23 protein-coding genes and 1 pseudogene are annotated in these 26,691 nt (G+C 37.8%); 5 read left to right on the top strand and 19 right to left on the bottom strand.

Annotated elements, in window-relative coordinates:
• Positions 1-28: 28 nt before the first annotated feature.
• Positions 29-505, bottom strand: coding sequence for an acyltransferase (locus FJR11_RS16180; protein ID WP_168505430.1), 477 nt, complete (start codon positions 503-505; stop codon positions 29-31).
• A 92-nt stretch (positions 506-597) separates the two neighbouring features.
• Between FJR11_RS16180 and FJR11_RS16185 the strand changes: the two genes are divergently transcribed.
• Positions 598-1,761, top strand: a complete 1,164-nt coding sequence (locus FJR11_RS16185) for a DegT/DnrJ/EryC1/StrS aminotransferase family protein (protein ID WP_168505432.1) — start codon at positions 598-600, stop codon at positions 1,759-1,761.
• Here the strand turns inward: FJR11_RS16185 and FJR11_RS23615 are convergent.
• From FJR11_RS23615 to FJR11_RS16210, 5 genes and pseudogenes are all read right to left on the bottom strand, one after another.
• Positions 1,725-2,936, bottom strand: coding sequence for a glycosyltransferase family A protein (locus FJR11_RS23615; RefSeq protein ID WP_254444763.1), 1,212 nt, complete (start codon positions 2,934-2,936; stop codon positions 1,725-1,727). The two genes, FJR11_RS16185 and FJR11_RS23615, sit on opposite strands and share 37 nt — an antisense overlap.
• Before the next feature lie 39 nt (positions 2,937-2,975).
• A complete protein-coding gene (locus tag FJR11_RS16195) occupies positions 2,976-3,752 on the bottom strand; it encodes a sulfite exporter TauE/SafE family protein (protein WP_168505434.1) in 777 nt (258 codons plus the stop codon).
• A gap of 78 nt (positions 3,753-3,830) precedes the next feature.
• Positions 3,831-4,547: a hypothetical protein gene (locus FJR11_RS16200; protein WP_168505436.1), complete on the bottom strand. Its 717-nt coding sequence runs from the start codon at positions 4,545-4,547 to the stop codon at positions 3,831-3,833.
• A 54-nt stretch (positions 4,548-4,601) separates the two neighbouring features.
• Positions 4,602-6,215, bottom strand: coding sequence for an iron uptake porin (locus FJR11_RS16205; RefSeq protein ID WP_168505438.1), 1,614 nt, complete (start codon positions 6,213-6,215; stop codon positions 4,602-4,604).
• A 200-nt stretch (positions 6,216-6,415) separates the two neighbouring features.
• A pseudogene (locus tag FJR11_RS16210) lies at positions 6,416-6,796 on the bottom strand (DUF4351 domain-containing protein); the annotation flags it as partial.
• A 127-nt stretch (positions 6,797-6,923) separates the two neighbouring features.
• Between FJR11_RS16210 and FJR11_RS16215 the strand changes: the two are divergent.
• Positions 6,924-7,910, top strand: coding sequence for a site-specific DNA-methyltransferase (locus tag FJR11_RS16215; protein ID WP_168505440.1), 987 nt, complete (start codon positions 6,924-6,926; stop codon positions 7,908-7,910).
• Between the two features lie 35 nt (positions 7,911-7,945).
• Here FJR11_RS16215 and FJR11_RS16220 read toward each other — a convergent pair whose 3' ends face one another.
• The 3 genes from FJR11_RS16220 to FJR11_RS16230 form a co-directional block, all read right to left on the bottom strand.
• The gene (locus tag FJR11_RS16220) at positions 7,946-8,761 is read right to left on the bottom strand and encodes a helix-turn-helix domain-containing protein (RefSeq protein WP_168505442.1); all 816 of its coding nucleotides are present in this window, start codon (positions 8,759-8,761) and stop codon (positions 7,946-7,948) included.
• A gap of 226 nt (positions 8,762-8,987) precedes the next feature.
• Positions 8,988-10,043 (bottom strand): YwqG family protein, encoded by a 1,056-nt coding sequence (locus tag FJR11_RS16225; protein ID WP_174763063.1) that lies wholly within the window; start codon positions 10,041-10,043, stop codon positions 8,988-8,990.
• 103 nt (positions 10,044-10,146) lie between these two features.
• A complete protein-coding gene (locus FJR11_RS16230) occupies positions 10,147-11,430 on the bottom strand; it encodes an aspartate aminotransferase family protein (protein ID WP_168505597.1) in 1,284 nt (427 codons plus the stop codon).
• 119 nt (positions 11,431-11,549) lie between these two features.
• Between FJR11_RS16230 and FJR11_RS16235 the strand changes: the two genes are divergently transcribed.
• Positions 11,550-12,614: a potassium channel protein gene (locus tag FJR11_RS16235; protein ID WP_168505444.1), complete on the top strand. Its 1,065-nt coding sequence runs from the start codon at positions 11,550-11,552 to the stop codon at positions 12,612-12,614.
• A gap of 13 nt (positions 12,615-12,627) precedes the next feature.
• Here FJR11_RS16235 and FJR11_RS16240 read toward each other — a convergent pair whose 3' ends face one another.
• Positions 12,628-13,311 (bottom strand): response regulator transcription factor, encoded by a 684-nt coding sequence (locus FJR11_RS16240; protein WP_168505599.1) that lies wholly within the window; start codon positions 13,309-13,311, stop codon positions 12,628-12,630.
• A gap of 304 nt (positions 13,312-13,615) precedes the next feature.
• Between FJR11_RS16240 and smpB the strand changes: the two genes are divergently transcribed.
• Positions 13,616-14,086: an SsrA-binding protein SmpB gene (gene smpB, locus FJR11_RS16245; RefSeq protein ID WP_168495958.1), complete on the top strand. Its 471-nt coding sequence runs from the start codon at positions 13,616-13,618 to the stop codon at positions 14,084-14,086.
• Positions 14,087-14,191: 105 nt separating this feature from the next.
• Here the strand turns inward: smpB and FJR11_RS16250 are convergent, their stop codons facing one another.
• The 3 genes from FJR11_RS16250 to FJR11_RS16260 form a co-directional block, all read right to left on the bottom strand.
• On the bottom strand, positions 14,192-15,586 hold the full coding sequence (locus FJR11_RS16250) for an IctB family putative bicarbonate transporter (protein ID WP_168505446.1): 1,395 nt from the start codon (positions 15,584-15,586) through the stop codon (positions 14,192-14,194).
• The gene (locus tag FJR11_RS16255) at positions 15,583-17,619 is read right to left on the bottom strand and encodes a serine/threonine-protein kinase (RefSeq protein ID WP_168505449.1); all 2,037 of its coding nucleotides are present in this window, start codon (positions 17,617-17,619) and stop codon (positions 15,583-15,585) included. Before FJR11_RS16255 ends, FJR11_RS16250 begins: the two co-directional genes overlap by 4 nt.
• Before the next feature lie 330 nt (positions 17,620-17,949).
• A complete protein-coding gene (locus FJR11_RS16260; protein ID WP_168505451.1) occupies positions 17,950-19,023 on the bottom strand; it encodes a serine/threonine-protein kinase in 1,074 nt (357 codons plus the stop codon).
• A 101-nt stretch (positions 19,024-19,124) separates the two neighbouring features.
• On the opposite strand from FJR11_RS16260, the gene FJR11_RS16265 reads away from it, so the two are divergent.
• Positions 19,125-19,574, top strand: coding sequence for a DUF6636 domain-containing protein (locus tag FJR11_RS16265; RefSeq protein WP_168505453.1), 450 nt, complete (start codon positions 19,125-19,127; stop codon positions 19,572-19,574).
• Here the strand turns inward: FJR11_RS16265 and FJR11_RS16270 are convergent.
• From FJR11_RS16270 to FJR11_RS16295, 6 genes are all read right to left on the bottom strand, one after another.
• Positions 19,571-20,308, bottom strand: coding sequence for a metallophosphatase (locus tag FJR11_RS16270; RefSeq protein ID WP_168505455.1), 738 nt, complete (start codon positions 20,306-20,308; stop codon positions 19,571-19,573). The genes FJR11_RS16265 and FJR11_RS16270 overlap by 4 nt on opposite strands.
• 96 nt (positions 20,309-20,404) lie before the next feature.
• Positions 20,405-21,214, bottom strand: a complete 810-nt coding sequence (locus FJR11_RS16275; protein ID WP_168505457.1) for a metallophosphoesterase — start codon at positions 21,212-21,214, stop codon at positions 20,405-20,407.
• Positions 21,211-21,990, bottom strand: a complete 780-nt coding sequence (locus FJR11_RS16280) for a GTP-binding protein (RefSeq protein ID WP_168505459.1) — start codon at positions 21,988-21,990, stop codon at positions 21,211-21,213. Before FJR11_RS16280 ends, FJR11_RS16275 begins: the two co-directional genes overlap by 4 nt.
• 94 nt (positions 21,991-22,084) lie before the next feature.
• Positions 22,085-23,086 (bottom strand): GTP-binding protein, encoded by a 1,002-nt coding sequence (locus FJR11_RS16285; RefSeq protein WP_168505461.1) that lies wholly within the window; start codon positions 23,084-23,086, stop codon positions 22,085-22,087.
• Between the two features lie 199 nt (positions 23,087-23,285).
• Positions 23,286-24,278: a porphobilinogen synthase gene (hemB, locus tag FJR11_RS16290; RefSeq protein ID WP_168505463.1), complete on the bottom strand. Its 993-nt coding sequence runs from the start codon at positions 24,276-24,278 to the stop codon at positions 23,286-23,288.
• A 146-nt stretch (positions 24,279-24,424) separates the two neighbouring features.
• Positions 24,425-26,659, bottom strand: a complete 2,235-nt coding sequence (locus FJR11_RS16295; RefSeq protein ID WP_168505466.1) for a glycoside hydrolase — start codon at positions 26,657-26,659, stop codon at positions 24,425-24,427.
• Positions 26,660-26,691 lie beyond the last annotated feature (32 nt).

The following is a 26,691-nucleotide window of genomic DNA, read 5'->3' on the forward strand; positions in this document are numbered from 1 at the left end:
AGGAAACAAGAAGCAGAAAATTTTCCGACTAACGCTGTCGCACATCACCGATAATCCGAGCGGGTACACCAGCGACGATTGCGTAATCGGGTACATCATGAGTGACCACTGCTCCAGCCCCTACTATGGCATTTTCGCCAATTGTGATTCTTGGTAAAATAGTAGCATTACTACCAATGGAAGCTCGACGTTTAACTAGGGTTGTGAGAGTTTCCCAATCGGCATCAGTTTTTAGGCTACCATCTTCATTAGTGGCGCGGGGGTATAAATCGTTGGTAAACATGACTCCATGAGCGATGATAACTTCATCTTCAATGGTTACGCCCTCACAAATAAAACTATGAGATGATATTTTGACTCTGGCTCCGACAACGACATTTTTCTGGATTTCCACAAATGTGCCAATTTTAGTTTCATGGCCAATCTTGCAACCATAGAGATTAACTAACTCTGGATGAAAAATTTTTACATTCTGACCCAGTTGGACATCTTCAGATATTGGCATTAATACTCTTTAATTTATTCATAATTCAAAAATCTTAAGCTAAAGTTGTCTCATAAATCAAACTCTTCACCAGAATATCCTAAAGTTGTCTCATGAATCAAACTCTTCACCAGAATATCCCTCAAATTAGTTTTAGCAAACCCTATTTGTTTGCTGAAGAAGAGGCTGCTGCTGCCGCTGCGATCGCTAGTGGTTGGATTGTCGGCGGTCCCAAGTTGGCAGAACTAGAACAATTATTTGCTCAAGCTGTAGGGGTTAGTTATGCAGTTGGTGTCTCTTCTTGGACTACAGGTGCTTTTTTGGTACTTCATGCTTGGGGAATTGGTTCTGGTGATGAAGTGATTGTCCCTTCTTACTCTTTTATTGCTACTGCTAATGTCGTGCGTCATGTTGGTGCTACTCCGGTTTTCTGCGATATTGACTTAGCAACCCACAATCTAGATGTCAATCATGTTGCTAGTTTAATTACACCCCGTACCCGTGCTATTATTCCTGTTGATCAATTGGGTATGCCCTGTGATATTGATGCTATTAACGAGTTAGCAGCCCGTCATAATTTGCACGTTCTTCAAGATGCAGCCTGTGCCATTGGTAGTCAGTCCCAAAATCGCCCCGTGGGAAAGGATGCAGAAGTGGCTGTATTTAGTCTCCATGCCCGCAAACTGGTTACTTGTGGGGAAGGGGGTATGGTGGTGACAAATGATGAGCAATTGGCTCATAAGCTGCGGTTACTGCGTCATCAAGGCATGGATTTAAACGATTTTCAACGACATCAGGCTGATCGCCCGCTAGTGGAATCCTATCCAGTCATTGGTTATAACACCAGGCTTACGGATATTCAAGCGGGGGTAGCAGTTGTACAAATGGGGCGACTGTCAGAAATCCTCCGTCTGCGTCGTCAAGTTGCTGAACATTATCAACAGCGATTGAGTCATTGTTCTCAACTGAGACTACCCCAAGAACCCAAAAACTGTCTCGGTAATTGGCAATCTTATATGGTGGCATTAAGCTCTGATGCGGGAATAACTCCTCTGGAATTGATGACAGCTTTGCACAGTCAGGGAATTCCCACCCGTCGGGGGGTGATGGCGGCGCATTTAGAACCTTGTTATCAGGAAGTTAGTATTGCTATAATTCCACCCTTACCAAAGACAGAATATGCGATCGCTCACAACTTCCAGTTACCTATCCATCCTACCCTGTCTGAGCAGCAAATTGATTATGTTTGCGATCGCTTTTTATTATTACTAAATTGATAAGATATCAAGATGAGAACAATCAAATTCCACAGGATTCGTAACTTAACCACATGAATAAACAGTCGCCAAACATTTATTTGTTGGGGCTGGAGAAGTAAATATTGCCAAGCAGTCCAAATAGGTAGATTTTCTTGAATGCGAAATAGAAGTGTGAAGTAGGTGTTTTCTGGTTCTTGTAACCAGCGTCTGATCAAAATTTTTAGAAGTTCGGTTTTTCTTCTTGGTGCTTGCATACCTAATTTGGGAGTGATAAACCAAATTAGCTGCCCGACAATCAATTGAATAAAAGCATCTGATTCACCAACAAGACACTTTTCAAAAGCAAGAAAAGACTCTTTTAAAAGTTGGGTATCTGAGTGAATAGTTGCTTCTAAAATATTTAGCATTGGTTTCATGAATGCTAACCGATTTGTTAATTTATCGGTGTCTTGGGGATGAATTTCCAAACGGTAATTCAAAGCATCCTCGGAAGTAGCGATCGCATCCTGAAAGTAGTTGAGAGTCTGTTGCGATCGCAAATCTATACTCATAGATTGTTCATGCTGACGGTATCCAACCGTAGCTGTTCGATTCTCGATGAGGGGTTGAGTAACGCTGAGTCTCTGCCAGGTGTAGGTGTCAGTACAACCCCCAAATTGGATAGGCCAACCCCCTAATTTATTCATTTCAGTGCGTCGAATGACAACCGCTGAGTTGGTGGGAATTTTAGCTACAGGGAAAATCTCCCAGGGATCAAATGGTATTGCATTCAATTTTGGTGGTGGAAAAACAAGACTATCATCTGATTCAAAAAGTTGGCAAGTTGCGATCGCGGCTGGACATTCGGGATGCTGTTCCAGAATATCATTCATAAGTCGTAGGTGACTAGGATGCCAGATATCATCATGATCTAAAAAAGTCACTAACTCCGCTTGCGTATGCTGGAAGCCAAAATTACAAGCCGATTGCGCTCCTTTACTAGGATTGCGAATTAACTTCACTCCTGAAAACGCTCTAACCATCTCTGGAGAATTATCCTCTGAACCATCATCCACAACAACAACTTCGGAGGGAGGATGTTCTTGAGATAAAACTGATTCTAGAGTTTGACGAATCCATTTTTCTCCATTGAATAGTGTGATAATAACGGCAACATCCATAGATTTATAAACGGTGTTAGTTTTATTCAGCAAGCCGTGAATACTCTAACATATTTAATTATATCTACTTACTTAACCATGAATAAAAAAGTACGTAGTCATACCAAAAGCTACCACTATCACCAATTTCCGCACCAAGCTGGGTTCTAGTCTGCGGGCAAAATGAGCGCATAAATAACCACCCAGAGAACCACCAACCGCCATAATAATAACTTGATGCCAGGCGATCAAATTAGCGAACATGAAAGGAATAATTGCCACACCATTAATACAACTACCCAACAAGGTTTTAAAAGCATTAATAGAGTGAATATTTTTAATCCCTAAAAAAGTTAAAGTTGCCAACATTAAGATGCCTACTCCAGCACCGAAAAAGCCACCATATATAGAGATTAGCAATTGAGAAACTAGGAGAATTAATAAAGGTGGCGGTGCAGAAGCATCGTTTTTACCTTGAAGTTGTAGCCAGCTTTTCAGAGATTCGCTAAATGTAAATATCAATGTTGCTGATAGTAACAAATAGGGCAGCATCTTTTTAAATACATCCGGTGATGTATATAATAAAGCTACAGAACCTATGACACCACCAACTAAACTTGTACCAGCTAGTAATAATAATTGTCGTTTTTCGATGTTTAAATCTCGACGATAAGCTCCTGCACTAGCGATCGCAGCTATCCATAAAGCAGTATTATTTGTAGCATTAGCCGCAATTGGTGCGACACCTGTAAATATCAGGGTAGGAAAGGTAATAAAACTGCCACCACCCGCTACAGCATTGAGTCCACCGGCAATAAATGCGGTGCTGAACAGAAGTAAGCTATGGATTAAAGTTAAATTTTGCGGCATTTTCTGTAATTAATAAACTCAGTTATACTGTTGTACAATAAAATACTGTAAGTTTATCAAATTATAGTTGATTTAACTTTATCTTCTGGGTGCTGTTAAACCAGGGTAAATTCTCGAAGGTAGTCCAGGAGTTGTTATCAACCCAGGAGAAGCAACTCTTCCATAGTTGGGGTTATTAATTAATGTTTGAATAACCTGGGGATTAAAGCCTAGTTGCGGTAAGTTAAACTGCTCTGTAGCTGTTCTTCCTAAATTTGATAATACACCAAGATTTGTCAGATTTGTACCCAAATTAACTGCACCAGGTTGGGTTAGATTTGTGAGTAAATTAGTATCAATCTTGCCACCAGTAATTGCAATATTTCCGGCTTGGGTAAAATCATTAATCTTCTGAAGAGAAGAGACAACACCATTGATAGTTATAGGAGTATTATTAAAAAGTAGAGAATTACCATCAGCAGTTTGTGATCTTCCAGTTATTAAACCAGATAAAATCCCAATTGTCGGTTGACCATTTTGGAGAATACCTGCTAAATTACTAACTTCTTTTAATTGACCAGTCCCTTGAAAATTAGATATTCTGCCGATGTCAGTTTCTAAATTAAATGAGTTAATATCTAACCCAGTGAATCTATTAGCAATAGGGACTATGGGATTGTCATAGTTATAATTCAGATTTCCAGATAGATTACCACCTTGAATCATAATTTGCCCTTGAGCAGGTAAACTAGCAGCTAAAATATAACTACTAAATATTCCCATTCCTAAAATATTGCTACTAAATTTAGTCCGCATTTTTTGCAACTCCCATTATAGAAAATTTGTATCTTAATTGGTAAAAATATAGTTTTAGAAACTAAAAGTTGTTCGGAGAACACCAATGGTAATCATGTCGCTATTCGAGCTATGTCTTGGCTCAAATATTAAAATTACACCAGGAGTAATATTAAGATTATCTGACATTCGATAACGATAGAAAGCTTCTACATGAGTAGTAGTTCCTGGTTGTCCTCCCGCATTACCAAGAGAATCTTTGAGAATACCCGGCAAATTATTACCTGTTGGTAAATCACTGCTGACAATTTTAGGAGGTTGTCCTACATAAATTCCCCCCAAATTTCCTTTTCCCAATAAATCAGGGAAATTGAGAAAAGCCATCCAATTATTAGTTTCTATACTCCCTGATTGTCCCGGTATGTGAGAAGTCGTAAAACCACCCCAACCACCAATTGTAAACTTTGGATTAACCTGCCAAGATGCAGTAGCACCAAAAGCATCAGTTGTCAGAGGACTATTACCTGTAGGTGTATAAGCCAATAAATCATCACCAATTCCAGTTCCTAAAAATCCTGTAGTTGAGTAGGAATTAATATAATTTAGTGCTAAATCAATGTTATTAGTAGGAGCAATATTTAATTGCACTCCGGTGGCATTTCCCCCATTAAATAATCCGGCATTTTGGCTACTATCGGCGGGTTTATTTGCTGTATAAACTGCTTGTAAACTAATTCGTTTATTCATTTGCCAATCAAATCCCAAACCACCTGTACCATTACCAATTGCTAAAATTGGGTTACGTTGAGCAAAGGCAGAAATGGGACCTTTACCTGCACTTTCTATGCGGTTTGCTCCTCGAAAAGTGTTGATAGGATTAACCCCTGCTGGCCCAACTATTACTGCTACTTTATCACCTACTAAAAACCGATAATTGAGGTCAGTTAAAACTAAGCTATTATCTGTATTACCTTCATAAGCCAATCGGGTATCATTAGTTATTCGTGGGGCATTGAAACTAGCTGTACCCCCATTACCAGCTTGTAATCCTGTTAGTAAAAAGCTGCGATTTTTAAATTGGGTAAGTAGTGTTAGTTGTAGATTACTAATAACGTTGATTTTTGTCCCGTTATCTGTTGTTTCTTTAATGCCATCTTTGGGTGATAAATCTGCACTATTTTCACTCCGTCCCTGAATACCAAAAATTGCTTGTCCAAATAGTTTGGTAGTTGTCGAAAATTGATTTGCTTCTAATGTTGTTGTTTTTGCCTCTAAAGTATCTATTCGTCCCCGGAGTGTGGCTAATTCGGTTGTAAATTCTTCTGTAAGTTTTTGTAATTTGATAAAATCTTCTTTTGTGACTGCGTTACTGGTGCTTGTAGCTATCAATTCATTAACTCTATCCAAACAAGCATTTAACCCAGCAGCAAATTCATAGCGCGTTAAAGCTCGATTTCCTCGAAAAGTTCCATTGGGATATCCAGCAATGCAAGCATATCGTTCTACTAGAGATTGTAAAGCCTGAAATGCCCAATCTGTGGGTTCTACATCTCTTAATTGAGAAACTGATGTAACTTGTTCTATCTCTAATGAATCAACATTTTCGGCATTAGCTATAGCATGACTAAATAAGGCATAAGTTAAATTAACTACAGATACCAGTAATATTCTTGTTATTAACGTTATCATCTTTGCTTGCACACCACATATTAATAAGTGATGATATATTGATATTTTTATTTTCGCAATATCTATGCAATATCAGAGACAAAATAGATAACTTTGGTTGTTTTTGCCTTGAAGCAACCAGAAACAATTAAGCTATGATGAAGTTAATTTATATTATTTTTGTATACTTTTTGCGGGCATTATGCCCGCATTACATATTTTTACTGATGAGATTCTAACCAGTTCAACAAATCCTCAATAGCTGTAAAATCTAGCAATGCTTCACCGAGGGATTCTAACTGATTTAAAGAAAGAGTTTGAATTTTTTTCCTAATTTCTTCTGGTAAATTTCCTACCCGTTTTTGTAGTTGTCGAACCACAAGATTTTGCTCACCTTCTTGTTTACCTTCTTGTTTACCTTCTGCTATTCCTCGCTCGTAGCCAATGCGCTCACCTGTAGTAATATAAGTCATAGTTCGCTCCTGTTCAAATTGTTTAAAATCTTGCCAAAAGTCCGCTTCTAATGCCTTTGGTAACATCATAACCCAGTCTATAAAGCGGTAAAGGTTACGAATATCCTTTTCTTGCAATCCTTGTTCATAAAATGCCGTGCCGTCAATGGCACAATCTTTCACTATGTGTAGGCCTTTACAAGAACTGATACCAAAAATATGTCGTTTTGATATTTTAGGATTATAGTTATAGAAGCAACTCTTAGTGCGTCTGACAATGGTTCTTCCCAATCCACTATATACTACAGACTGCGGTGCGGCTTATCTTGGTGATTCCCTACAATTGCTGGATCAATTGGAATCTGACTCAATAGATTTAGTGCTGACATCACCACCTTTTGCCTTGCAACGCAAAAAGGCTTATGGCAATGTAGAGCAGGAAGATTATGTTGATTGGTTGCTTGAGTTTTCCAAAAAAGTTTATCGAGTTCTGAATTCAACTGGTAGTTTCGTACTTGATTTAGGTGGAGCTTATGAAAGTAAACGTCCAGTTCGCTCTCTCTATAACTATCGGGTTTTAATTAAACTTTGTGATGAATTGGGATTTAGACTGGCTGAAGAATTTTTTTGGTATAACCCAGCTAAACTACCTTCACCAATTGAGTGGGTTAATAAGCGAAAAATTCGAGCAAAGGACTCTGTAAATACCGTCTGGTGGCTCTCAAAAACTGATCATCCTAAAGCAAATGTTAGTAATGTTTTAGTACCTTACTCTGAGCGAATGAAGAAGCTACAGGCAGATCCTCAAAAATACTATACACCGAAAGAAAGACCTTCAGGACATGATATCAGTAAGAATTTTGCTACTGATAATGGTGGTGCTATACCATCAAATTTATTAGAGATTGCAAATACTGAAAGTAATTCTAGTTATATTCAATTATGTAAATCTATTTCCATACCCCCTCATCCAGCGAGATTTCCTCAAAAGTTGCCAATGTTTTTCATTAAATTTTTGACTGATCCTGGAGATAAAGTTGTAGATATATTTGCAGGCTCAAATACTACAGGTTTTGTAGCTGAACAGCTAGAAAGAAGTTGGATGGCTTTTGAAAAAGAAGCATCTTATTTAGCATCTTCAGCTTTCCGGTTTCTAGATAAATCTCAAAGCTCGAAGGAGGCTCTGACTCTTTATGAATGTCTTGTTACTCAAAAAGAATCTGTTTGTTTAACTACTTCAAAGCAATTAGCTCTGAAATTATGAAGGTTACTTCAAATTGGCAAATTTCCTGGGATTGTTTATTCATTCTGTTTAGGATAAACCAACTCACCTTCTTTTTCTATTAAACTTAAAGGGATTTTAGGGTTATTAATAGATTCCATTCCTCCACGTATTCTAGATTCCCAGTAACTGAACTTAGTCTCAAGTGAAGTAGGGTCAACTCTGTATATAGCTTTTAATACTATTCCTTCATACACAGCAATGTACCAAGCTTTTACAGCACGATATTTGGCGAGGATATCAAGGTTAAGATGATGATTGGTGGTGACACTTTTACTTAAAAGTTTATTAATTGTTTTTAATTCATATTCATTTTTTTCTGCATCAATTGCATCATTGCCTTCACGTCCAGGTGATATCCGCAAACCAAGCAAGATTAAAACTTGAAGAACTTTCCCTCCATTGTCTTGAAAAACATCATTAATACCATACTCGTTTGCCAGACTCTGTAATTCCTGAATAGCCCCAAGTGCTGTCTGTAATCGTTCTAAATCTGAACGGCGCTCTTTAGTTGTATTAACTGCTTCCCTAACAGGTTCAACAAGAGAAGGAAGAACTACCGGAGTTTGTAATTCAGTGAGAAAGTTTGTACTGGTATCTGTTTGGGGTGTGACATTCATTAAGTATGCTACTGACACTTTCAGGGCTTCAGCAATATCTAAAATTGTTTCAAAAGACGGAGCGCGTTCACCTCGTTCTATGTAGCTAATATGCTCAACGGATTTATCAATATCCTCTGCCAACTGCTCTTGTGTAATACCTCTTTCTTTGCGAAGGGCTTGGACTCTATCACCAAAAAGCTGTTTAGCTTCTTTATACCTTTCAAAACTCATAAAAAATCAAAACGAACTAAAAGTACGTCTTGAATCTTATACAAAGCATCAAAATATAAAAACGAACTAAAAGTACGTTTATGCTTAGAGTTCAATTAACTACCTAAATTGGGTTAGTATTTGAACAAATTTTATTTACTACTTCCTTAATTCTGAAAGTTACAGAATAAGTATCTCAGATAATATTAGGTTTATTTAATCCTAGAAAAGCCTAATTTACCTAATTTCAACAACAAGCATAGGTGTACAAAATCTTAGAAAAATCCAACAGTTTCAGTGCAGAAGGCTGAATAAAAAAGTTACCAACTCCCTCATCTCCCCACATAATTGAATTCTCATCATCTGAGTTCATTTGCAATAGCAGAAAATCATAACCTTCCTCCTCCTGCAAATCTGCACGATCATCATTTTGCACAAATGCCGGATATCCTCCTAAACAGTGTCCTCCTAATAATTCCTCATATTTTTCTTCATACTCATTGAGAAAATCATCTACAAGTTCTTCTAAAGAATTTTCCTGTGCTTTAGTGAGATTACTTTGTTGAAAGATGGTAAAATGGCTTTTAACTAAGGATCTAAACCGATAATCTGATGCACTCATAGGAGTTGATTTAATAGCGAAATTTAAAGCCAGACAGTCTACTAATGGTAAACCTATTCCTGGAGGTAAAAAATCAAAATCATCTAAGAGATTATCAATATTCAAATCTGGTTCAGGAAAGTAAAGAACTCGAAAAGTTGTTTGTTTTAATTGCGGATATTCTTCAATTCCAAAGGCTGTTTCACCTGATGCTTCAATATAAAACTGAAGTATGCCTTTTTCTGGTAAATCTTCTAATTTAGGAGTTTCTGAAAAGTTGATTTGCGCTAAAAGATGCAAAGGAGTACCATCTGGTGCTTCAGGATAGGTCGTATTTTTAGGAAGGTAAGGTAAACCACCAAATTTACTTTGCCATAAGGTAGTTTCTGTTGTTAAAGATGGGGTAATTTCTATAGAAGGTTTGATAATTGCATTGGCAAATTCATCTATCTGATTTTTTAATTCTAAGAACATTCCATACAATTCATCTGGAGTAAAATCTTTGTTATTTTCATCTACGGTCACAGATTCGATATCATACCAACCATGTGTGAGTAATTCTTGAATACTTTCATTAAAAAAAGCTTCGGCTTCTGCTTCAGAAGAGAATTTATGCAGTTCTTGATAATGGGTAACATTGCAGCCGTCTAGATGAATGGACGTTCTCAGGGAACTTAATCTAAATATTTTATTGGATTTCATGATAATTAACCTTAGATGTGATAATGAATGATAGAAATATAAGCTAAAAAAAATTCGTAATTGATAATTCTTAAATGAGGAATTACAAATTACGAATTATGAATTATGCTGTAACCTTAGCTAATGCTTTTTCTACAGCTTCTAATGCTTGTTTGATTTCTGCCTCTGTGACAATAAGAGGAGGAACAAACCGCACGACTTTAGGCCCTGCGGGAACAAGTAATAAACCTTCTTCCATAGCAGCTTTCACAACTTCAGCAGCAGTTAAAGGAATATCGGCTTTGATTTCCATACCGCTGATTAAACCCCAACCGCGCACTTCTGAGATATGCTGAGGATATTGACGAGCGATCGCTCTTAATCCTTCTCTCAAATGTGCGCCCTGTTCTGTGACATTCTCTAAAATATTCTCTTTTTCCAAAGTCTCACAAACACTCAGCGCCACACCACAGACAAAGGGATTACCGCCAAATGTACTCGCGTGTTCTCCTGGTTGGAAAATATCGCAGAATTTCTTACTCATCATCGCACCGATGGGAATACCACCGCCCAAACCTTTCGCACTGGTGAAAATATCTGGTTCTACTCCCAAATGTTCATAACCCCATAATTTGCCACTGCGTCCCATACCCACTTGCACTTCGTCGAAAATCAACAAAATGCCGGTTTCGTCGCAAATTTCCCGTAATCGCTTAAAGTAGGCAACATTCCCAGGACGAACTCCACCTTCTCCCTGCAATGGTTCAATTAAAATTGCCCCGACCCGATAATTACCTTCATCTAACTCAGTAACAGCGGCTTCCACTGCCCTAATATCGTTGTAATTGACATAGTGGAAACCAGGAACTAAAGGATCAAAATGCTTTTGATATTTTGGTTGTCCAGTCGCAGTCACCGTGGCTAAAGTCCGTCCGTGAAAACTGGCATGGGCAGTTAAAATGATCGGGTGGGCAATTTCTAGGACAGTGTGGGCATATTTCCGCGCTAGTTTAATTGCTGCTTCGTTGGCTTCAGCACCAGAATTACAGAAAAATACTCTATCTGCACAGGAATGATTAACAATCCATTTAGCTAATTCACCCTGTTCAGGAATATAGTACAAATTAGAAACATGATGCAATTTCTGGATTTGTCTAGTTACAGCCTCTACCATTGCTGGATGGGCGTGTCCTAGAGTACAAGTGGCAATACCTGCAACAAAATCCAGATATTCGTTGCCCTGACTATCCCAAACACGGCAACCAGCACCCCGTTCTAAAGCCAAAGGAAACCGTCCATAAGTGGACATGACAGCCGCATCAAAGCTATCAACATCAAAAGGTGTAGATGGCATAATACCTGACTCCAAGGGGTTCGTGGCTTGTTCAATTAGAGTTTGCACGCTCACTACCGCTACTCCTGAAAAGCTTTTATCGTAATACTTTACTAGGTTCTTGGAAATATGAACAAAATTTCTCATGATTTAGGAGAGTTTTTTAATTTTTAATTCTTAATTTTTAATTGCCTGTGTATTCTACCCTTGAGCAAAAATATCAACGGATTCAAAAGGAGTTAATGGCTGGGGTGCTTGCCCTAGCTTGTATTTTTTTGATTGGAACTTTATGGTATTCCCTGGTGGAAGGTTGGAAATGGGAAGATGCAGCTTACATGACTGTGATTACCTTATCAACGGTAGGTTATGGAGAAACTAACCTATTAGGTAGTCGAGGGCGGTTGTTTACCATTGCTTTGATTTTAATGGGTGTGGTAAATCTTGGTTATATTGTCAATAGATTTACAGCCGCAGTCATTGAAGGCTATTTTTTAGAAGGAATCCGACTCCGACAACAAAGGCGTTTAATGGAATCATTATCAGAACATTATATTATCTGTGGATTTAGTAGGACTGGACGACAAATTGCTAGGGAGTTTCAGGCTGAAGGTGTTTCTTTTGTGATTATTGATGCGGAACTTGAATCTGTGCAAAAAGCCCAGGAAATTGGTTATACTGTTTTTCAAGGTGATGCCACATTGGATGATAGTTTGTTAAAAGTTGGCATTACTAAAGCAATTTGTATTGTGGCAGCTTTGCCTTCAGATGCGGAAAATTTATATACTGTTTTATCAGCAAAAACTCTAAATCCAGACATTAGAGCGATCGCTCGCGCTAGTACAGAAGAAGCGTTACAAAAATTACAGCGTGGTGGTGCAGATGCCGTAATTTCACCCTATATCACTGGGGGTAAACGGATGGCAGCAGCAGCCCTCAGACCCCAAATTTTGGACTTTGTGGATGGGATTCTTTCGGGGACAGACCGCCAGTTATATATGGAAGAATTTTTACTAGATCCGGGTAGATGTCCTTTCGTTGGTCAAAGTTTACAGAAGGCAAAATTGCGATCGCAATCAGGAGCATTAGTTCTGGCCATTCGCCGCATTGATGGTACTCTGATTGGGGGTCCAACTGGAGATACTATTTTAATATCAGGAGATACGCTAATTTGTATGGGTACGGCTGAACAATTGCGGGATTTAAATCAAATTCTCGGTCCGATTAATTCTCAGCAATTCCGAAAACCAAAACAAGGATAATTTCATGTAGATGCTATTCGACTAAACCATGTTTCATCGCAAATCTGACTAATTCTGCCCGGTTGCTGGTTTCGGTTTTTCTCAATAAACTACTCACATATTTCTCCACTGTGCGCGGACTTATATGTAAATGATTACCAATTTCTATATTAGAAAAACCATGAGTTAAGATATCTAAAACTTCCTGTTCCCTAACAGTTAGCGGTGTTAACATTTGAGATTTCTGCACCTGATTAGATCCAGAAATACGACCATTTTCTGCTTTTGTATAAGTAGGAATATTTGTTTCGTCTTGATTAGTAAAACGACATTCTGATTGGATGATATGCGATCGCTCTAACAAGTTACGAATAGCAGCACCTATTTCCTCCAGTTCAAAAGGCTTAGGCAAATACAAATCACACCCAGACTGATAACCCAAAATTCGTTCTTCAGTTTTAGTTCTCGCTGTTAACAAAATTACAGGTAATAGTCGAAATCCTGATAGTTGACGAATACGACGAACTAATTCATAGCCATTCATTCCCGGCATCATAATATCTGTCACCATCAAATCAGGATGATGCTTTTCAACCATAGACAAAGCATCTACACCGTTATTAGCCGTAATTACAGTGTAACCTGATAGATCCAGATAATCACTAATGGATAGACGTGTACCGAAATCGTCATCTGCTACCAGAATAGTCAAGGGCATGGATAGCACACCTTGAGAATTTTCCTGACTGATTAATTTGCTGTTATGGGCAATATCAATAGACACAAGCAAAAATAGTAATCCTATATTCCATCCTATGACAGAATTACCTACTAATAGCAGTATGAACAATAATTTATAAAGAAAATCTTAAATTTTTAGAAATTGTTTACAAAACTTCACATCTTGCGGAAGATGATTTTATCTCAATCACCTCTTCCCCAGTCCTTGTGAACTACAATCAACATAAGAGCTAGTCTAAAGAGATTTTTAGGCGTATTTATAAAAACTAAGAAGATTTTCAATGAGTGATAAACAGAGTGAAGGTTACAAAGTTATTTGTGATAATCGGCAAGCGCGATTTTTATATGAAATCATAGAGACCTATGAAGCGGGAGTTCAGTTAACGGGAACTGAGGTGAAATCAATTCGTGCAGGTAAAGCCAATTTACAAGATGGTTATGCGTTACTACGTGACGGTGAAGCATGGTTAATCAACGTCCATATTTCTCCATATACCTCTAGTGGTGCATATTTTAATCACGAACCAAGACGAACACGCAAGTTATTACTTCATAAACAAGAACTGCGTAAGCTGATTGGTAGGGTACAACAGGAAGGCTTAACCCTAGTCCCCTTAAAAATGTATCTGAAACGGGGTTGGGTAAAAATAGTTATTGCCCTTGGTAAAGGTAAAAAGCTGCACGACAAACGGGAAAGCCTCAAACGTCGTGATGATCAGCGGGATATGCAAAGGGCAATGAAGAGGTATTAAGAGGCAGGAGTCAGGAGTCAGGAGTCAGGAGGAAGAGAGAAGAAGAAAGAAGAAAGAAGAAGAAAATTCCTTACCAAGGACAACTGACAACTGACAACGAACCAATCACGTCACCTGATTATTTCTGCTTAAAGGTTGCCAATAGCTGGCAACTAAAGCCATCATTAACCACCAGAGAGTATTGACTTCAGGACGATAGAAAACTGTATCAACTAATCCATGAGAGAGTATACCTAGGATAGAGGCGATCGCCCCAATTAACCATAATCCTTCGATATTTCTAGTTTCTCGTAATCGTTGAAGTTGCAGTAATCCTGCATTAAAAGTCACAACTATTAACCACAGGAAACAGGTAAAACCTAAAAAGCCGGTTTCCACAATCGTTTCTAGAAACACAGAATAGGCACTTAAAGCTGTAAAACGAGGCTTTTGGTAGAGGGGATAAACCTTATTAAAAGAACCGTGACCGGGGCCAATTCCAGTGATTGGGCGATCGCGGATCATCTGAAATACAGCTTCCCAGACATTTTTGCGAAAATTATTACTGCTGTCTTGGCGGTCAGCAAATATACTGACAACCCGTATCCGGAAAGGTTCGACAAAGATCACTCCCATTACCAACACTCCAACCACACCCCCTAACAAAATTGGTAAAGACCAAGTTCGCCAAAATGGGGGCATATCTATACTCCACCAATAAAGGAGTAATACCGCTACACTAAATAATCCCACCAATAAAGCAATCCAGCCACCGCGACTAAAGGTAAGAATTAAGGTGGCAGTATTGACAATAAACATTGTTAGTGCAAGAGATTTTTTCATCCAACCTTGCCAAGCCACCATGGCCACCAAGCTTAAAACCACAGCGGGTAAAAGATATCCTGCTAGTAAGTTGGGATTGCCCAAATAACTGTAAACCCTGGTAGTCTTAGCTAAAGGGGATTCTGGATCAACCCATGTGGCTAAAGCTTTCGCGCCAAAAAACCATTGTCGTATCCCGTAGACGCTGACAATCAGGGATATATGCAAATAAAGAGTAATCAGCCAAGACCGAAACCGGGGGACTCTTAGCACCCTAGCACAGAGGGCAAACAGTAACAAATAAAGAGTTAATGTTTGTAAATCACCGAAAGCGGCCTTTTTGACTGGGGATAAAGCTGTGGATATAGCGGCAATACTCCAATACAGCAAGACTAGCAGGTGAATAGGAGTAACTGAAGCCGCATTTGGGCGTGTGGTTTCATCAGATAAAGTCAACAGCAACCAAAAGCCCACACAAGCCACTAACAATAAACCGATTAAAGTGCTAGAAACAAAGGGTGCGAGGGCATAAATGAGGCTAAGTAAGCCAACAGCAATGATATCTCCCCACTGCATTAAAATACTAGTTTGTCGCCAAGGAAGCAAAAGTCCCACCAGAAACCGATGTAGGTAACTACCAGATAAATATTCTTTGAGTGGTAAAGAAGATAAAGTCAATCTTTCCCAGACTAAATTCATTGAAAAACCTGCCAAATTTTAATTAAATTATCTTCACCACCACTAACTAGGAACTTCCCGTCAGCACTAAACCCAAGGGAAGTAACAATATTACTATGTCCTGTCAATGTGAACATTTCCTCACCTGTCGCCACATTCCATAGTTTAATGGTGTGATAGCTTTGTTCACCAGAAGTATTTCGTCCAGCACTGGCTAAAATTTTACCATCAGGACTAAAAGCAATAGTATTAACATTATTACCTCCTGCCGTGAGAGTGTGAATTTCTTTTAGGGTTTGCAGATTCCATAATTTAATGGTGCGATTACGGCTGGCACTGGCTAAAATTTTACCATTAGGACTAAAAGCTACAGCTATGACTGTCTGTGAACTAGTAGTTAAAGTCCGAATTGGTTTTTCTTGATTGATATTCCATAATTTAATAGTTTTATCAAAACTGCCACTTACTAAAGTAACACCATCGGGACTAATATCCACAGAACGCACCCAGTATTTATGACCGATTAAAGTGCGAATTAGCTTACCTGTTGTTAAATCCCAAATTTTGATAGTTTGATCATCACTACCACTCACTAAAGTTTTATTATCAGCACTAATAGCTAAACTGTGAATTGCATCAGTATGACCTTTTAAAGTGTGAATTAATTGATTTGTTTGTAAATTCCAAATTTTGATAGTTTGATCATCACTACCACTCACTAAAATTTTACCATTAGCGGTGATAGCTACTGCATTAACACTTTGGGAATGTCCCTCAAGACTGATAATTTCCCTTCCTGTAATTACATCCCATAATTTCAAATTACCATGACATTGACTATGATTAGTTTCTTCACAATTACCACCACTAACAATCATTTTCCCATGAGGACTCATAACCACAGATAAAACTTTACTTTTATTTCCAGAAAGAGTATTAACTAAAGACAAATCTTTTTCAGGAATGGGTGTAATATTCCAGGGTTGACTCAAACTAAAAGAAAAATTCGGTTTTAATTTACGAAATTCTTGATAACCAGATGCTGCTAACGCAAAAAAGACAAATATGCTAAATATGAAAATATATTTTTGCGGCTGTATCCGAGAATTATTTACAGAGGTTTTAATAATTGTACTATTCGCTGCTGGCAGAATATGAGTATGTTTTTTCATCAAATCTCTAATTACTTCATCAGCAGATTGATAGCGATATTGTATTTCTTTTTGTAGTAACTTATCTATAATTTCTGTTAATTCTCCACTTAAGGGAACACGTAAATAATGCTGCCAGTTCCCTACCCAACTATAGCCATATTCCATCCATAATTGAAAAGGAGAAATTCCCGTTAGCAAATGAAAACAAGTAGCACCTAAACCAAATAAATCACTGGCAGGATAAGCTTTTCCGTCTCTAATTTGTTCAATGGGAGAATAACCATGTGAACCAATAGAAGTACCATTCTTTCGCTGTACTTGTGCTGTCCACTGTTTGGAAGAACCAAAATCAATCAGGATTAATCTCCCGTCAGATTTACGACGAATAATATTTTCTGGCTTAATATCACGATGAATTACCCCCTGTTGATGGATAAATTTGATGATTGGTAATAAATCTAATAATATAGATTGAATATCCCAATCCCTATAAATTTTCCGGGATTTCAATTCATTGAATAAATTTTCACCCTCAATAAATTGCTGTACTAAATACAAACAATTATTTTGTTGAAAATAAGCTATTAAAGTTGGTACTTGTGGATGTTCTCCCAATTCCTGAAGTCGCTTTGCCTCTTCTGAAAATAACTGAATGGCTTTCTTTTGTGACCAAGTCCCTTGGAATTTTGGTGCTAGTTGTTTAATGACACATAATTCATTTAATTTATCAATATCTTCAGAAATATAAGTTCTACCAAATCCACCTTCGTCAGAAAGTACACGGATAACACGAAACCGATTTCTCAAAAGTGGCACTAGAGGGGTATGACAACTTTGACAAACTTTATTATTCTGATGATTTTGGGGATTTGAACAATCGGGATTTAGACAGCAGATCATAATCTATATGGTGCATCTGCATGATAAAATTCAGGAGTCAGGAATTAGGAGTCAAACTCTTTTTATAATTAATTTTGATAAAAATTTTTTACTTCATTTACTAATTATATTTAACATGAAAATTCTAAATTTACCTTTCCTAAATATGGAAAAGCATAAAAGATATATTATTGCCAATTTTTCTAATTATATAGCAGTTTAAAGAGGAAAATAGGGCATTTTGCCATAATTATATAGATGTATATTTTGCTTCAAGATTACATTTTTATTTTAAGTAAAAATAATTATTTATTTATCTGAATTATCCCATTGATGAACCTGTATTTTTATTTACAAAGGTGTAAAATCATGAGAGGAATTAAAGGAATTTTGTCTAGACTTTAATTTGCGAATTGCCATAGCAGCACGGATAGCAGGGGAAGTATATATTTGTGATTCTTCTGAAGAATTAACACTTGAATTTTTCGGCAGTTGTTGAGTTAAGCAACTGTTTAAATTAGCACTATATCTTCCCCAACCTAAATCAATCATCACATCTTTAGCAGTTTTAAATCTTCCTGCCAAAGATACTTTGACCATTTTCCCTAGAACTTGAGCAAAATCATCACTGATACTGATTTCTTTTTGCCAACAAATTTCACCAGTACCCAGATCATATTCAAAATCTAAAGGACCTTTACCAGTTAATAAATAAATACAAGTTATTCCCAAAGCATAAATATCACTTGCATAAACTGGCCGCAGTGATAACTGTTCTGGAGGTGCAAAACCGTTAGTACCAATAAAATTAGTAGAAACACTTTTATTCACCGAATTCCCATAGGTATCTATAAGTTTTTCTTTAACAGCACCAAAATCAATTAATACTATGCGTTGATCATTTTGACAACGGAGTAAATTCTGGGGTTTAATATCTCGATGAATAACACGATTTTGATGAATATAGTTTAAGACTGGGAGTATTTCTTGCAAAAACGATTTTACTTCTGTTTCATTTTTGTTACCATTTCGTCTGACTTCCCGCGCTAAAGTATGACCATGTACATATTCTTGGACTAGATAAAATTCCCCATTACATTCAAAATAGTCAATGAGCATGGGAATTTGACTATGACTACCTAACTGTGCTAAAGTTTTTGCTTCCTTTTCAAATCGTTGACAAGCTTTTCGTAAACTTTTTGGGTTACTGACTCTAGGACAAAGCTGTTTAATTACACATAAGGGATTTCCTGGTAAAATTGCATCTTTGGCTAAAAACGTAATGCCAAAACCACCTCTTCCCAAAATCCGTAATATGTGATATCGTTCTCGAAATAATACTTGAGAACCACATATTTGACCAAGTTGAGTATGCCGTAAAGTATAATCGTGTAGGTTTATGATATTTTGGGAAAAGCGATTCATTGTAATAAAGTCGCAAATGATAATATCTTCAATCTTATGTTATATCTTCTCAAGTGAAATTACCGTGACCGGATATTTAACAAATCCTGTAAAATTAAATTATGTATAAACAAATTAATAAAATAGTCGTCCTAGTGGTAACAAGTGCAATAGTGACTTTGTTACCACAAGTGAGTATTGCAGCACCGAAAGGTTTTCAGTCCCCTAGTGGTAATATTTTTTGTGAGCTAAATGAAGGAGAAACAAACAGTTTACGCTGTGAAATCAGTAGTTCACTGAAACCCACACCTCCTCAACCTTACCCTGGATATTGTGGATTTGATTGGGGACAAGGTTTTTTATTACCTGCTGACGCTAGACCAGAAATTTTGTGTATCAGTGATACTATTGCTGATAAAAATAAAAGCGTTTTGGCTTATGGAAAGACTTGGAACAATGGTGGTTTTAAATGTGTTTCCCAAAAAACTGGTTTGACTTGTACTAATAGTAATGGTATTGGCTTTTTTCTGAGTCGGGAAAAATGGCGAGTATTGGGACTTTCTCAACCCTAATTACAAATCGGCTGCTTTTGAAAACCCTTACTCTGTCCGTAATACACGGTTTTAAACTGCACCTGATTTGTCCCAGGATTGTAGAGAGTATAAGTTGCTTCTCCTGGTATTCCTCCCACGTTTCCCACTCCAATCACTTGAAGAGGGTTAATATTGACAGTTTGCGGGGACAATTGATGATCAAGGGTAGTAATTTCACTGCTAATAGAACCAGCTTGTAACTGATATTGAAAAGTTAACCCAGAACGACCACAAAATAGATTATTTGCTTGCATTCGTGACAATCTATCTAACATTTGAATTGGGGGAGTATCGGGAGTAAGTTCATCATTTACACCCGCTGTTGAACCGTGGATTAACAAACAATCTAATTCAAAAAAACCAAAATCCAAGTTTCTCAACCATTGTACTGTCTCACGGGAAACACAATCCCACAACATCTGCACAGTATCACCACCATATTTTTCCAGCAATTCCGGTGCGTCTCCAGTCGGACCCAAACCATGTAAAATCAAACACTGTTCTTCCCACCAGCCCTTACAAACCATTGGTTCTAATTCACCCCGTCGCGGTGATTTTACCCTTGCTACTAGCTGTTCACATTCTCGCCTTGGCCCGACTAAATCACCGATAATATATAGTGCCTCTACATAACGGTTTCTCAGCTTAATATCAGCTATCACAGCCTCATAAGCTGGCAAATTTCCTTCAATTCCACTCAATATCGCCCACATAATTTTAGGTTCTATATTTTTATATCTCACGCAAAGGCGCAAAGGCGCAAAGGAAGAAAGGAATACAGAGTTTTATTATTGTTCTTCCTAATCCCGTTATCTGGTACAAACATGAGTTGGATCTTCTGCCCGTTCAGCATACTCTAAACCACGCGCTAAACGCCAAGCAAAGATTTCTGGTAATCCCTTTTCGATAATTGCTGCACAGGTTTTTTGATAATCATAGGTAACTTCCCGCAAAGTCACCCCTTGAGTCTCAGTTTCATAAATTACATAAGTTGCATTTGGTCGTCCATGTCGAGGTTCTCCAACAGAACCAACATTAACAATCTTTTTCAGCGCAGATGAAAAGTTAATTTTCCGTAATTCTGCTTGACTACTAACCTGAACTTGTAACTCACCAGCATTAAGATTACGAGTATAAGGAACGTGAGTATGTCCACAAAATAACACATCTGCACCTGTGGAAAGTACCCTTTCTAAAGCGACAAAAGCATCAAGTTCAGGTAATAAATATTCATGGTTGCTATGGGGACTACCGTGAACAAAGGCTAAGTTTTGCCATTGGAGACTATGAGGTAAATTAGCTAAAAATTCCCGGTTTTCTGGAAGAATTTCTTTATTAGTCCATTCATGAGCTTTTAGTCCTCTTTTTTCCGCCAATATGGAAGGATAACTACAATCACAAGCATTCAATCCTTCCACAATATCTTCATCCCAACAACCAGCGCAGGTAGGAATATCTAAAGAACGAATTTGGTTAATTACCGCATTGGGGTGAGGTCCATATCCTACTAAATCACCAACACAAAAGATTTTCTCAGCTTTTTGATTGTCTATATCTAATAATACAGCGTCTAAGGCTTCGTAATTACCATGAATACATGACATGACAGCTATTTTCATACTTGTTGACCTTCTAGTAAAATTTGTTGTACTTGTTGTTGATATTGCAAAATCAATGATTCAGATAAACAGCAATCCGATAAAGTTGATTTTAAAGCTGTTTCATTTAAGTTTTTTCCGGCTATTTCTATGCCACTAAACCGCTGAGGTCTACCTTCTAAATACCTTGGCAAGTTTAATTCTAAAAAGTCTGTTTGGGGAACACCAGAGACAAAATCACAGTAAAGAGAACGTCCATCATTAACATCAAAAATTGCCTTAGCACGAGTAACAATACCATAAGCACCGTGAGTTATTTCATACCAAAATTCATCTAAACTATTTTCATCAATTACTTGACCCGTAGTTTCTACGCGCCATAAATTTTCTACAATTATAGTTGGAACTGGTGCGCCATAAATAATTTCATTTGCCCAACTATCATATTCAGAGTTTTTTAACTCCTCTGGAATAATTGCTATAGCGTGGTAAGTGAGATGATCTAATATTTTTGATATACTATTTAACTCTAGATAAGAACCTAATTCAACATAAACACTCTCTGCTGTGGGAATGTGATATAGAAATTCAATTTCTTGACCATCACCAAATATTTTCAGATCAGGAAATTCAGTAGCTATTTTAGTTTGATCAATGGGAATATTCCCCGTTCCTGGACAAAAATAAATTACTTTTTCAATAGATTTAATATCTCGAACTTGTTGACAGATCCAGGTAGTTTTTCCAGACCCAAATAATCCAGCGACGACGGTAATAATTGGTAAAGATAAAGTCATTATTTGAATTTGATGGGATGAGTTATGAGTTATGGTGGAAGTTAATAGTCGAATATCTATTAACTAAATTTGCTCATTAGTTACTACTATTAAACTATAACAAACATTTGTTAAGTTTTGTGTAAATCTCATTAGTATCCAGTTTTCTGCCAACAAAAACTACCTGATTTTTCGGTGAAGTATACCATTCATCAGCGTTCAATGTGTAACGAGGTCCACTCAGTTGGAAAATATGGCGTAACTCACTATCACTAAACCATAAAATACCCTTAGCTCGAAATACATTCTCTGGCATTTCTTCGGTTAAGAAATTCTCAAATTTATGCACATCAAATGGTTTATCACTTTGGAAAGAAATGGAAACAAACCCATCATTGTCTAAATGATTGGAGTGATGATGATGTTCATGTTTATGAGTATCTTCATCATCAATGGCAATGTACTTATGTTTTGGTGTTAAACCCACATCTAAAATTAGAGGTAAAGCAACTTTACCATATTGAGTATGTAAAATTTTCGCTCCATCTTTCACGTCATGGATGCAATTTTCTACTTCTTGAATTTTCTCTGGGGTAACAAGGTCTGTTTTATTGAGGAGAATAATATCCCCATAAGTAATCTGTTTTAAAGCTGCTTCACTCTGAAAGTGTTCTTCATCAAATGCTTCAGCATCTACAACTGTGAGAATCGAATCTATGTTAGTTAAATCTCTCAGTTCTGTGCTAAAAAAAGTTAAAATGATTGGCAAAGGATCAGCAACACCAGTGGTTTCAATTACTAGATAATCAATGCGTTCTTCTCTTTCTAAAACTCGATAAACAGCATCAACTAAACCATCATTAATTGTACAACATATACAGCCATTACTAAGTTCTACCATATCTTGGTCTACAGAAATTAGTAATTGACTATCAATGTTGATATCACCAAACTCATTGACGAGAACAGCGACTTTTAAATCTTGTTTATTTTGCAGGATTTGATTTAAAAGCGTAGTTTTACCACTTCCGAGAAATCCCGTAATAATAGTAATGGGCATTCCTTGTTTGGGAATTTCAGGAATTGTATTTGTTGTGTTTAAGGTGATGGTATTCATATCGAAATCTAATGATTTTACTTAACGAATCAAAGCACGAAAAATTTAGTCCTCTGTTATGTTAGACAACTAAAGACATTCAGAAATAATGAGAATCGTTATCATGATAACGCAAAAAAAATTTTAATGGTACAACTGCGATTAAAAAAAACTCAATTTTTTAAGACAGGGAATAGCAAACAGGTGAAAATTTAGCCAATCACATCAACATCAAAGCCACTTCCTTGGCAAAGTAAGTTAAAATCAGATCAGCACCAGCCCGTTTCATACTGGTTAAAGTCTCTAAAATCACCTTTTTCTCATCAATCCAACCATATTGAGCAGCCGCTTTAATCATTGCGTATTCACCGCTAACGTCATAAGCTGCGACTGGTAAATTTGTGGCTGCTTTTACCTGACAGATTATATCTAGATACGCTAGGGCGGGTTTGACCATAATGATGTCTGCACCTTCAGCAATATCCAATTCAATTTCCTTTAAAGCTTCTTTAGCGTTAGCTGCGTCCATTTGATAGGTTTTTTTATCGCCAAATTTGGGAGCAGAATCCAAAGCATCCCGGAATGGTCCATAATAGGCAGAGGCATATTTTGCGGAGTATGCCAAAATCCCTACATTGATATAACCTTCAGCATCTAAAGCCGTGCGAATTGCCCCAATTCTACCATCCATCATATCAGAAGGGGCAACAAAATCAGTTCCCGCTTCCGCTTGGGAAAGTGCCATTTTGACTAACACTTCTAAAGTTTGATCATTGAGAATTTTGCCATTTTCATCAACCAAACCATCATGACCATGAGTAGTAAAAGGGTCAAGGGCTACATCAGTAATAATCAAGATTTCCGGGACTGCTTTTTTAATAGCTTTAACAGTTTCCTGTATCAATCCTTCCGGGTTGTAGCTTTCTGTACCTGTGTCGTCTTTTTGGTTTTCTGGAATAACCGGGAAAAGCGCAACAGCATTAATACCCAACCGTGACACTTCCGCAATTTCTTCCAGGAGTAAATCTAGAGAATAGCGATAACATCCTGGCATAGAAGCGATTTCTACTTTTTCTTCTTCCCCCTCCATAACAAACATGGGATAAATCAGATCATCCACACTTAAAGTAGTTTCCCGTACCATTTTCCGTAAAGTTTCAGTCCGACGGAGACGACGGGGACGTTGAGGGAGATTCAAAGGTTGAGACGACATAATAACTTACCAAAAATGATAATCATTATTATACTCATACTCCAGAACTCCCAACAACCAGAAAAATACAACTCTTCCTTTGCGCCTTTGCTCCTTTGTACCTACCCTGCGGGATCTCTAAGAGAGATTGCGCGAAACCGTCCTCACTAAGGAACATCAATAGGAATCAAACCATTTTCCGGCACATAACCAGAAAAACAACCATCATCAGAAGAAACCAAAATCAACCGCAGAGGATAATCTGGAGGGACTTGCAAATCAGCCCAGGGTATTGCTATTTCCAAACAAGAACCTAACGCAACTTGAGCGCGAGTAGCACGAGGATACCATAAATGATCGTCTCCTGCTGCTCGAAATTGCACAGATAGACTGAGTAAATTCACTTCCAAATGATGGTGAAATAGATAATTCAAAGGTGCGCTGTCCGGTACTTCGGCTAGAGGTATGGAACTATTCACCATTGTTCTATCTGGATAATACCAAAGTAAGTGTAAATCCGGTGGTATATCCTTACCAGGAACAGCACCAGTTTTAAAATCTACTCGCACATAAAAATTCAAATGGTCTACCCCATACCATAGACGCTGAATAGTGCTGCTGTTGTGCATTGTTCCCCTTGCACCACCAACTTCAATGCGTCCGGCTTTATCCCAGTCCTGTTCATCACCTTTACCATCTATGACAGGATGAATAAAGCCTTCTGGTCTATGGTCAGAACGGGCTTCATGGATTTCTAGGGGGGTGTGCAGATATGGGGGTATGGGTTCATTTAAGGCTTTGTAAATGCCATAGAGATGTTCTCTGAATAATTGGTCAAAAATGGCATCTTGATTGGAAGAATGTCCTTCACCGAACCACCAAAACCAGTCTGAACCTTCAGCCGCATATAGGGCTTCCCACGCTGCGGGGTTGTTTTCTTCTGTGGCTTCGGGGTGATTTGCTAAGACTTGTCTGGCTGCGGTGAGATAGTCCCAAGCGCGGTTTTTAACTGGATCTCCGATCCATGTGGTAAAATTGCCATCTACCCAAGAACCACTATGGAGTTGTTCACCGGGAATAGTTGCGGTGGGGGGAAATTCGTCAAGAAATTCGGAAACTGTGACAAGTTTGATCTGGGATTGATTACTTAAACTTGCGTATAATGTTTCTAGGAATTCTTTCCCATCTTGGGGATAAAATTCCCAACAATTTTCCCCATCTAGGGCAATTGTCACTAACCAAGGTTGATCATCATTACTTTCTTTGTGTTGTTTAGCTATAGCTTGCAAATGTCCGACTAAATCTGCTGCTGCTTTTTTCGCCGGCATGGCACTATATGTAAAGCCAATTAAATCTGATAATCTGTGATCACGGAAAACAATCGCCACTTCACCGGCTGGAGTTTGCAGACGATAGGGACGATACAGCAATTCTGGTTCTTGGACATTTCCCGCAGCGTCACGATGAAAGAAGTGTTTTAATGACCAACCTAAAACGGCTTCATCAGAACAAATCCATTTAAAGCCTTGTTTAATAATATACGGTAAAATTTCTGGACTAACGGACTGTTCTGAAGGCCATAAACCCCTAGGATCTTGTCCAAACCTGTCTATATATAAATCCCATGATTTTTGTAAATGTCGAGGAATATCTTCCACCCATTGAAACCGTTGCTTAGGTAGTGTCATCTGTGGCACAGCTACCTGTCCGGCATTAGTATCAGCTAATAAAGGTAAAATCGGGTGAGTGTAGGGTGTGGTGGTAACTTCTAGTTGTCCACTGTCCTGCATTTTCCGATGTTGGGGAATAATTTGACTGAGAATTTGCCGTTGTTTAGAATAAATGCGCTGGCGATCGCCTAAACTAAAATTACGTCCTTGTGCTAACCAAGCAGCAATTTCTGGGTCATTCCAGAACAAAGGATCAATCCAAGCTAAATTATGCCAAGCTAGTAAATCACCATAATCTGACAACTGCCAATTTGCTAGACACCAACTTTGTCCTTGTTCCTGTCTTTGGTAATATAATTCGGCATAACGAGGATGAGGATCAATCAAGGTATGATGGTTAGCATCAAAGAAATGTTGAACAATAAACTCTTTTTGTTCACGGGTTAACTTTTCCACCGGCGTTAAACTAGCGGTTAAATAAGGGTCAAAAGCTGTACCTGCAACATAATCTTCTATTTGCAATATCAACGAAGGCACTAAATTCACCGTTTGGTGCAACTTAGGATATTTCTCTAACAATAATACTAAATCCAAATAATCCTTAGTTCCATGTAAACGTACCCAAGGCAAGCGATACTGCTGACTTGTCACCAAAGAACTACCATTTTCAGGAGACTTGTACAACGGTTGATGTTGATGCCAGATAAATGCAACGTGCAGAGGATGAGACATAGAATTTGTAAAATAAGGAACAGGGGAAATAG

It is taken from the genome of Anabaena sp. UHCC 0187, assembly GCF_009712035.1.
In the GTDB taxonomy this organism is placed as follows: domain Bacteria; phylum Cyanobacteriota; class Cyanobacteriia; order Cyanobacteriales; family Nostocaceae; genus Dolichospermum.